7 protein-coding genes and 5 tRNA genes are annotated in these 9,598 nt (G+C 70.9%); 10 read left to right on the plus strand and 2 right to left on the minus strand.

Annotated features, from left to right (window positions below):
- Positions 1–3,372: sensor histidine kinase (locus C1I97_RS23895; RefSeq protein ID WP_111005251.1), on the minus strand; the 3,372-nt coding region annotated here is incomplete at its 3' end.
- Positions 3,373–3,966: 594 nt separating this feature from the next.
- Here C1I97_RS23895 and C1I97_RS23900 point away from each other — a divergent pair.
- The 9 genes from C1I97_RS23900 (at position 3,967) to C1I97_RS23940 (ending at position 8,048) form a co-directional block, all read left to right on the plus strand.
- Entirely contained in the window at positions 3,967–4,152 is a 186-nt protein-coding gene (locus C1I97_RS23900) for a hypothetical protein (RefSeq protein ID WP_111005245.1), read from the plus strand.
- Between the two features lie 195 nt (positions 4,153–4,347).
- Entirely contained in the window at positions 4,348–5,133 is a 786-nt protein-coding gene (locus tag C1I97_RS23905) for a fumarylacetoacetate hydrolase family protein (RefSeq protein ID WP_111005246.1), read from the plus strand.
- Entirely contained in the window at positions 5,126–6,619 is a 1,494-nt protein-coding gene (gene gltX / locus C1I97_RS23910) for a glutamate--tRNA ligase (protein ID WP_111005247.1), read from the plus strand. The genes C1I97_RS23905 and gltX overlap by 8 nt, the downstream gene beginning before the upstream one ends.
- 143 nt (positions 6,620–6,762) lie before the next feature.
- On the plus strand, positions 6,763–7,497 hold the full coding sequence (locus tag C1I97_RS23915; protein ID WP_111005248.1) for an HAD family hydrolase: 735 nt from the start codon (positions 6,763–6,765) through the stop codon (positions 7,495–7,497).
- Between the two features lie 83 nt (positions 7,498–7,580).
- A tRNA-Gln gene (locus C1I97_RS23920) sits at positions 7,581–7,652 on the plus strand.
- A gap of 38 nt (positions 7,653–7,690) precedes the next feature.
- Positions 7,691–7,763, plus strand: a tRNA-Glu gene (locus C1I97_RS23925).
- A 19-nt stretch (positions 7,764–7,782) separates the two neighbouring features.
- Positions 7,783–7,855: transfer RNA gene (locus C1I97_RS23930), tRNA-Glu, on the plus strand.
- Positions 7,856–7,875: 20 nt separating this feature from the next.
- Positions 7,876–7,947, plus strand: a tRNA-Gln gene (locus tag C1I97_RS23935).
- Between the two features lie 28 nt (positions 7,948–7,975).
- A tRNA-Glu gene (locus C1I97_RS23940) sits at positions 7,976–8,048 on the plus strand.
- Positions 8,049–8,097: 49 nt separating this feature from the next.
- On the opposite strand, the gene C1I97_RS23945 is transcribed toward C1I97_RS23940, so the two are convergent.
- Positions 8,098–8,748 carry a MerR family transcriptional regulator gene (locus C1I97_RS23945; protein WP_111005249.1) on the minus strand — a complete coding sequence of 217 codons (651 nt, stop codon included), beginning with the start codon at positions 8,746–8,748 and terminating at the stop codon, positions 8,098–8,100.
- Between the two features lie 108 nt (positions 8,749–8,856).
- Between C1I97_RS23945 and C1I97_RS23950 the strand changes: the two genes are divergently transcribed.
- Positions 8,857–9,348, plus strand: coding sequence for a DUF4188 domain-containing protein (locus tag C1I97_RS23950; RefSeq protein WP_111005250.1), 492 nt, complete (start codon positions 8,857–8,859; stop codon positions 9,346–9,348).
- The last annotated feature ends 250 nt before the right edge of the window (positions 9,349–9,598 follow it).

The following is a 9,598-nucleotide window of genomic DNA, read 5'->3' on the forward strand; positions in this document are numbered from 1 at the left end:
GGCCGGGGGGGCCTGCGGCTGCTGCGCCGCCGGAGCCGGCTCACCGCTCTGCTGCCGGCCACCGCGGAACCAGTTGGTCTCCAGGGTGTCGTACAGCGGCGTACGGCCGTCGCCGGGACCGGGGGCCGGCGGCAGGGCCCAGCCGTCGTCGGGCCGCTGCTGCTGCGGCTGCTGGGCGGCAGGGCCGCGCAGGCCGCCGAAGCCGGCGGGACCGCCCGGCTGCGGCCGCTCGAACTGGCCCGTGGACGCGGGGTCCTGGTGGCCCGGCTGGGCGAACTGGCCCGTGGAGCCGCTGTCGTAGCCCTGCGGGGCCGTGAACTGGCCCGTGGAGCCGCTGTCGTAGCCCTGCGGGGCCGTGAACTGGCCCGTCTGGGACGGGTCGTTCTGCCCGGACGGACCGAAGACGTCCGGACGGACGAACTGGCCCGTGTGCTGCGCGCCGCCCGCACCCGGAGGCGGAGCGTCGAAGTCGGGACGGGGGAACTCCGCGGTCGAGCCCGGCACCTGCCGGTCGTCGATCCGGGGCATCTCCGTCGTCGAGCCCGGCCCCTGGCGCTCGTCGAACCGGGGCATCCGGGAGGACTGCGCCGCGTCCTGTTCGTCGTGGCCGCGCGGCGTGTCCAGGGCGGCCCGGCCGCCCGCGTTCTCGTTGCCCCAGTCCTGCGTACGGGACGGTCCGCTGCCGCCCGGCAGCTCGGCGCGCGCACCGCCGCGCGGCGGCAGCTGCGGCTGCCGGCCCTGCTCGCTGCCGTTCGCCCGCTGCGGGGGTACGGCACCGTGGGCGCCGCCGCCGAAGACGTCCTGCCGCCGACCGTCGCCGAAGCCCTGCGGGGCACCCGGCCCGGACGCCTGCAGACCCTGCGGCCCGTCGGGCGCCTGGCCGCCGAAGGCACCGGCCGCGCCCGCCGGGGCCGGACGGCCCTGCTGCGGCTGGCCCGGACCCTGCGGCCCGCGCGGCTGGCCCGGACCCTGCGACCCGCGCGGCGAGCCCAGACCGCCCTGGCGGCCCACGCCGGGCAGCGCGGCCCGCGGACCCTGGCCGGCGCCGACCTGGCCGCGCGGAGCGGCTCCGGCACCGAGCCGGCCGACACCACCCTGCGGGGCGCCACCGCCGAGGGCACCGCCGCCCGTCTGGCGGCGTGCCGCGGCGGCACCGGCGGCGGCGGCCGCGGCCGCCGGACCGCCCGCGGACGGGCCACCGGGCTTGCCCACGGCCGGCTTCTTGTTGCCCTGGGCGACATCGACGGGCAGCATGACCAGCGCCGTCGTGCCACCGGAGTCGGAGGGGCGCAGCTGGATGCGGATGCCGTGCCGCTGGGACAGACGGCCGACCACGAACAGGCCCATGCGGCGGGAGACCGACACGTCCACGGTGGGCGGGGAGGCGAGCCGCTCGTTGATCGCGGCGAGGTCCTCCGGCGACAGACCGATACCGGTGTCGTGGATCTCGATCAGCACCCGTCCGTCGGGCAGCGCGTGACCGGTGACCTTGACCTTGGTCTGCGGCGAGGAGAACGAGGTCGCGTTCTCCAGCAGCTCGGCGAGCAGGTGCACGAGGTCGTTGACCACGCGGCCGGCGACCTGGGTGGTCGGCACGGAGGCCAGCTCGATGCGCTCGTACTGCTCCACCTCGGACGCGGCGGCACGGAGCACGTCGACCAGCGGGACCGGGCGGGTCCAGCGGCGGCCGGGCTCCTCACCCGCGAGGACGAGGAGGTTCTCGCCGTTACGGCGCATGCGCGTGGCGAGGTGGTCGAGCTTGAACAGCGAGGCCAGCTGGTCCGGGTCGGCCTCGCGGGACTCCAGTTCGGAGATCAGCGACAGCTGACGCTGGATCAGACCCTGGGAGCGGCGCGAGAGGTTGGTGAACATCGCGTTGACGTTGCCCCGCAGCAGGGCCTGCTCGGCGGCGAGGCGGACCGCCTCGCGGTGCACGTCGTCGAAGGCCGCGGCCACCTGGCCGATCTCGTCCCGGGAGTGCACACCGACCGACTCCACGGACGTGTCGACGTCCTGCGGGTCCGACTCGGACAGATGCTTGACCAGCTCGGGCAGACGTTCCTGGGCGACCTTGGTCGCGGTCTCCTCCAGCCGGCGCAGCGAGCGGATCATGGAGCGGGCCATGACGAAGGCGCCGACCAGCGACACACCGAGGACGAGCAGGATCAGCGCACCGGAGATGATGGCCTCGCGCTCGGTGGTCTTGCGCAGCTCGCGGGCCTTCTGGTCCATCTCCTCGAGCAGCCTGAGCTCGATGTTCTTCATCTGCTGGATCTTGGTGGAGCTGTCGTCGACCCAGTCGCGGTAGGAGCGCTTGTTCGCCTGCCTCAGACCGTTGGTGCTGTCCAGCACGCGCTTGGCGTAGGTGTCCGCGGCCAGGATGGTCGGGTTGCCCGCCTCCATGGGCCTGAGGAGTTCCTCGGCTCCGTCGCCGTAGATGTTGCGGAAGCTGTTGAGGTCCGAGGTCTGGCTCTCCAGTGCCGCCTGGGCGTACAGGCGGTCGTTCTCGGAGAGGTCACCGGCCACGGTGTTGCCGGGCGGCAGGGCGGCGGCGATCACGGCACGCTGGACGGAGGCGTACTCCTTGGCGGAGGAGAAGGAGGCCAGGGCGCGGGTGCGCTGGATCATCTCCGGGTTGCTGGTCGCCTCGGCCATGTCCTGGGAGAGGGAGAGCAGATCGGTGATCAGTCGGTGGTACCGGTCGACCGTCCGGGACGAGTTGGCCCTGGCCGTGTACGCGTCCTTGCGGATCTTGCTGAGGCCGTTGAGGTTGCTGACGATGCCGACGAGGGTGTCGCGGACGCCCTGGAGATTGCCGCTCTTGCTGGCGTTGTCGATCTCGTCGGACGCGGCCACGAAGTTGTCCAGGGCCCGGTCCGTCTTGTCCCGGACGCCCTTGACGGTGATCGCGGTCGCCACGGAGGTGTGGGACAGCGGGCCGGCGGACTGGTCGCGCTCCTCCTGGAGCGCGGCGGCCAGCTCGGTGGCCTGCTGGGTTATGTCCGTCAGCAGCTTCATGTTGTCGAGCTGCTGGATGTCCTCCATGTTCTGGTCGATGCGCAGCGCGCCCAGCGTGGTCGCGGCGACCACGGGGAGTGCGAGCAGCGACACCAGACGCGTGGAGATGCGCCAGTTGCGCATCGCCATGCGGGAACCGGAGCCGACCGGTCCCTTGGCCGGCTTGACCGCCGGGGCGGTGCTCGCCGACGCCGGCCCGCCGGCCGCGCCGGGGCGCTCACCGCTGTCGCCTGCCGGGCCGTGGCCCGGGTTCTGGGCGTGCTGGGGCGAGGAGCTGACGGCCATGGGGCCAGTCCCGCCGTGCGGCTCCGGCTCCGCCGAAGCGCTGCCATCCCTCTTGAAACGTCCCTGCACTAGCGTCGCAACCTCTGGACCAGGCGCCCCTCCGCGCGAACGGAAGGACGGTGTCGGCGTGGTGGGAAGCGCCCTGAAACGCTTCCCCTGGTGGTCGTGAGTGACCGGCGCTGGTTCCCCCTGTCTCGCCGCCACTCGGCGCTGTTTGCGCCCCTGCGCGCCGGCACGATCCTGCGGCGGTCCGTGGCATTCCAGCACAGTGCCGGATCTCCAACAAGGCGTGAGGACCAGGCTGTGACCTCCGTGACGGCACGTGAGTGTCGTGTCACACGGCGTGGAAAGATATCTCGCCCATAGGGGACATATCTCTACGTACCCACGAGTCACAAGAGGTGTCCCAGTCGCCATGATCAGGAGCGGAATGATGGCTTCAGTGGGTCAATGTCCGTTTCGACGGCGGAGGGTGTTCCGGGGAATTGCCCGGTTTGTCGACGGGTCCGTGAGCAAACTCACACCGAAACCACGAGCCCTTCACGACTTCCGTCGGGAATTGAATGTTTAGCCTGACGCTTTACAGAGTTGGCAAATCCGACAACCCGGCGCGGGGGTCGCCCGACGCCCCGGCGCCCGTAGACGAGAAGGTCTCGTACAACCGTGAAGACGATGATGTTCCGCACCATAGCCAACCCCCGGCGCACGACGCTGACGCACCTCACGGACGCCAAAGTCCCGCAGACGCCGGAGCAGCCGGAGCACTCCGTCTCCCTTCCCGCCCAGACCGCCAACCCCCGGCGCACCGTCCTCATGGACGTGCCGGTCGCGGCCGCCGTCGCCGAGTAGTACACGGACCGGCCGCCGGATGTCCACAGCGGCCGGCGAACAGGCCACCCGCACAGGGAGAGCAGGGGCGTCCCGCGCCAGGGGGCGCCCCTTCTTCGCGCCCTGTGCGCCGTAATGCGCGAGGTCCGGGGCCTCTGGCCGCGTTAGCCTGGAGCGTCAGACTCCAGCCGCTCAAGCCAAGGGGCCAAGCAACCCGTGCGCATCGCCAGGTTCTCCATCGACGGGAACGTCGCCTTCGGCGCGGTCGAGGGCGACCAGCCGGACGAGCTCGTCCTCGACATCATCAAGGGCATCCCGTTCGCGGACTTCGAGCTCTCCGGCACGAAGGTGCCGCTGAGCAAGGTACGGCTGCTGCCGCCGGTGCTCCCCAACAAGGTCGTCGCCTTCGGCCGCAACTACGCCGAGCACGCGCGCGAACTCGGCAACGAGGTGCCCGACGCCCCGTTCGCCTTCTTCAAACCCTCCACCTCGGTGATCGGCCCCGGCGACCCGATCCAGTACCCCTCCTTCTCCGAGGAACTGCACCACGAGGCCGAGCTGGCCGTGGTCATCGGCCGGATGTGCCGCGAGGTGCCGCGCGAACGCGTCAAGGACGTGATCTTCGGCTACACCTGTGCCAACGACGTCACCGCCCGCGACGTCCAGCGCCGCGAGAAGCAGTGGGCCAGGGCGAAGGGCTTCGACACCTCCTGCCCGCTCGGCCCCTGGGTGGAGACGGACATCGACATCGCCGCCGCGGCCGATCTGACCATCCAGCTCACCGTCAACGGTCAGCAGCGGCAACTGGGCCGCACCAGCGAGATGATCCACCCCATCGAGGACCTGATCGTCAACATCTCCGAGGCCATGACGCTGCTCCCCGGCGACGTGATCCTCACGGGCACCCCGGCAGGGGTCGGCCCCCTCAACGTCGGCGACGAGGTCGCCGTCACCATCGAAGGCATCGGCACTCTCACCAACAAGGTTGTCCAGCGTGGCTAGCGCATCAGGCTCCCCCGTACGCGTCCGTTTCTGCCCCTCGCCCACCGGTAACCCCCATGTGGGCCTGGTCCGCACCGCCCTGTTCAACTGGGCGTTCGCCCGGCACCACCAGGGCAGCGGCGCTCAATTCGTATTCCGCATCGAGGACACCGACGCCGCCCGCGACTCCGAGGAGTCGTACAACCAGCTGCTCGACGCGATGCGCTGGCTGGGCTTCGACTGGGACGAGGGCCCCGAGGTCGGCGGCCCGCACGCGCCGTACCGCCAGTCGCAGCGCATGGACCTCTACAAGGACGTCGCGCGGAAGCTGCTGGACGCCGGCCACGCCTACCACTGCTACTGCTCCCAGGAGGAGCTGGACAGCCGCCGCGAGGCCGCCCGCGCCGCGGGCAGGCCCTCCGGCTACGACGGCCACTGCCGCGACCTGAGCGCCGAGCAGGTCGAGGAGTACAAGGCCCAGGGCCGTGCCCCGATCGTCCGCTTCCGCATGCCCGACGAGACGATCACCTTCACCGACCTGGTCCGCGGCGAGCTGACCTTCACCCCGGAGAACGTCCCGGACTACGGCATCGTCCGCGCCAACGGCGCCCCGCTCTACACGCTGGTCAACCCCGTCGACGACGCCCTGATGGAGATCACCCACGTCCTGCGCGGCGAGGACCTGCTCTCCTCCACCCCGCGCCAGATCGCCCTCTACAAGGCGCTGCTGGAGCTGGGCATCGCCAAGGAGATCCCGTTCTTCGGCCACCTGCCGTACGTGATGGGCGAGGGCAACAAGAAGCTGTCCAAGCGCGACCCGCAGTCCTCGCTGAACCTCTACCGCGAGCGCGGCTTCCTGCCCGAGGGCCTGCTCAACTACCTCTCGCTGCTCGGCTGGTCGCTCTCGGCGGACCAGGACATCTTCTCCGTCGAGGAGATGGTGGCCGCCTTCGACATCGCGGACGTGAACCCCAACCCGGCCCGCTTCGACCTGAAGAAGTGCGAGGCGATCAACGCCGACCACATCCGCCTGCTGGATGTGAAGGACTTCACGGAGCGCTGCCGCCCGTGGCTGCAGCCCCCGTTCGCGCCCTGGGCCCCGGAGGACTTCGACGAGGCCAGGTGGCAGGCGATCGCCCCGCACGCCCAGACCCGTCTGAAGGTCCTGTCCGAGATCACGGACAACGTCGACTTCCTGTTCCTGCCGGAGCCGGCCGAGGACGAGGCGAGCTGGACCAAGGCGATGAAGGAGGGCTCGGACGCCCTGCTCCGCACGGCCCGCGAGAAGCTCCAGACCGCCGACTGGACCTCCGCCGAGTCCCTGAAGGAGGCCGTCCTGGCCGCCGGCGAGGCGCACGGCCTCAAGCTCGGCAAGGCCCAGGCCCCGGTCCGCGTCGCCGTCACCGGCCGCACGGTCGGCCTGCCCCTCTTCGAGTCCCTCCAGGTCCTGGGCAAGGAGAAGGCGCTGGCCCGCATCGACGCGGCGCTGGCGAAGCTGACGGCGTAGGACGGCGCACCCGTACGTCAGGGGCGGCACCCGTTCCCGGGTGCCGCCCCTTCGTGCTGCTCACGTGCTGCCCACGTGCTGCCCACGGGCTGCTCAGGAGAGTTCGGGACCCTCCCCGCCCGTCCGGCGGTACCGTCGGTGGCATGGCGATCAGGGCTGTCCTGTGGGACGTGGACGACACTCTCTTCGACTACACCACCGCCGACCGCGTCGGCATGCGGGAGCATCTGGTGACCGAGGGGCTGCTCGACGCGTACGGGAGCGCGGAGGAGGCCCTGGCGCACTGGAGGCGGATCACCGACGCGCAGTGGGCGCGGTTCTCGGCGGGAGAGGCGTCCTTCGAGGAGCAGCGGCGGGACCGGGTGCGGATCTTCCTCGGGAGGCCGGAGCTGACCGACGACGAGACCGAGGCGTGGTTCGAGCGGTACCTGGGCCACTACGAGGCCGCCTGGGCGCTCTTCCCGGACGTGCTGCCCGCCCTGGACGCCCTCGCCGGCGCCTACCGGCACGCGGTGCTGTCCAACTCCAGCCTCCGCGCCCAGGAGCCCAAGCTGCGCGCGCTCGGTGTGCGCGACCGCTTCGAGGCCGTGCTGTGCGCCGCCGAGCTCGGGGTGTCCAAGCCCCGGGCGCGGGCGTTCCACGCGGCGTGCGAGGCGCTGGAGCTCGCTCCGCACCAGGTGGCGTACGTCGGCGACCACCCGGAGATCGACGGGCGGGGGGCCGCCGAGGCCGGGCTGCTCTCCGTCTGGATCGACCGCGACGGCGTGCACACCGCCCCGGTCGGGGACGCCGGTCCGCGCCGGATCGCCTCGCTCGGCGAACTTCCCGACATCCTCGGCACGGATATGCGTTTTGGAGCCCCGTCCACCTTCGGGTAATGTTCTTCCTGCGCCGCGGGGCACAGACCCGGACCCACAGGCGCAATGCTAGAACGGGATCCCCTCAGGGGCTTGCGTTCCAGTGGCCTATGGTGTAATTGGCAGCACGACTGATTCTGGTTCAGTTAGTCTTGGTTCGAGTCCAGGTAGGCCAGCTCGCAGAGCTTATCTGCACCGCGGATCACATCCGCAAGCCCCCGTTGTGTAGCGGCCTAGCACGCCGCCCTCTCAAGGCGGTAGCGCCGGTTCGAATCCGGTCGGGGGTACGGATCCTTCGGGATCAAGGCCCCCGTTGTGTAGCGGCCTAGCACGCCGCCCTCTCAAGGCGGTAGCGCCGGTTCGAATCCGGTCGGGGGTACGACTGGTCTAAACCATCATTGGTCTATGGTGTAATTGGCAGCACGACTGATTCTGGTTCAGTTAGTCTTGGTTCGAGTCCAGGTAGACCAGCTCGGACCTGCGGAAACGCAGCGTCCACGCCCCCGTTGTGTAGCGGCCTAGCACGCCGCCCTCTCAAGGCGGTAGCGCCGGTTCGAATCCGGTCGGGGGTACGCGAGACGAAGGGCCCTCCCTCGGGAGGGCCCTTCGACGTGTCCGTGGTCACTCCCCGCCGAACCGGTGGCGCGACTCCTCGGCCTCCGCGAGCCGGCGCAGGCTGAGCAGCACCGGCTCGTACAGCACCGTCAGCGCCACCGCGGCCTCCACCTGCTCGTCGGGCGTTCCGTAGCGCTCCACCAGGTCCAGATCGCTGACCGCGATCCGCTGCGCGGCACGGGCGTACGGTTCCAAGTCCTCGGTGGCGCACGGGTAACCGAGCTGGGAGAGGGCGGCGATCGCGGTCACCAGCATCCCGTACGCCGGTGCGGCCGGGGGCCGGCCGGACGTGCCGCCACAGCGCCAGCCGAGCCGGTCCATGAGCTCGTCGGCGGTGCGCCGGGCGGCCTCGGTGGCCGGGTCCGTCTCGTCGGGCTCCGGACCGTGCGGCAGGGCCCAGGTGGCGGTGCCCAGGCGCTGGTGGCGGTCCATGTGCTCGTCCTGCAGGGCGGCGAGCACCTCACGGGCGGAGTTCACCGGGATCCGCCCCACCTGGATCAGCGCCCGTACCAGGCGCAGCCGCCGCAGATGCCCCTCGTCGTAGTCGGCCTGTGTGGCCGTGACGCGACGGCCGGGGTGCAGCAGCCCTTCGCGCAGGTAGTACTTGATCGTCGCGGTGGAGACACCGCTGCGTGCGCTCAGCTCCGCCAGTCGCATGTCCGTGCCGGCCTTTCCCTCTTGCGCTCCCCTGTTGGGGAGTGCCACTATCCCATCTAGATAGTAGAGCTATCCAATAGCTCGGGGCGATCGAGGACGGGGGATGTCATGAGCGTGAGCGCCAGGCCGATCGAAGGGCGCACGACCGCCGCGAGCGAGGGGGAGGTGGTCGTCTTCCTCATCGGAATGCGAATCAACAGCTTTGCCGCGGTGCGCAGTTGGTGGCCGGTGGCCAGGGCGATGGGGCCGATGCTCAAGGAACTGGCCCAGGACCCGGACAGTGGCCTCCTCGGCTACAGGGCCCTGCTGGCCGGGCCCCGCGAGGTGCAGCTGGTGCAGTACTGGGAGTCCGCGGAGAAGCTCCTCGCCTACGCCGCCGCGCCCGACAGGAAGCACCACCCGGCCTGGTCCGCCTTCAACCGGCGGCTGCGCGAGGGGAGGGGCAGGGTCGGCTTCTGGCACGAGACGTACGTCGTCCCGGCCGGCGCCTACGAATCCATTTACATGAACATGCCCAAATCCGGCCTCGGCAAGGCCAAGGGCGTCACACCGGTCACCCCCCGAGGAAACCGCGCGGCCACCCGCCTGCGCATCTCCTGAACGGCCACCGCGAACCTGACGAGCAGAGCAGGGGTACGGGGACGGAGTCCCCGCCCCTACCGGGCCAGGATCCTGCCGGGGTACGGCGGGGAAGGCGGTATCCGCCGGTCCTGGGGCAGCGCCCCGCCAGGGGTGCAGGGGACGGAGTCCCCGCCGGATTCGGGGCGCGGAACCCCCTGGGGCGGGGCCCTTGCCCTGAGCGGGTACTGCGGACCTGGTGAGCAGAGCAGGGGGCGGGAAGGCAGTCTCC

Source organism: Streptomyces sp. NTH33 (assembly GCF_003236365.1).
Taxonomy (GTDB): domain Bacteria; phylum Actinomycetota; class Actinomycetes; order Streptomycetales; family Streptomycetaceae; genus Streptomyces.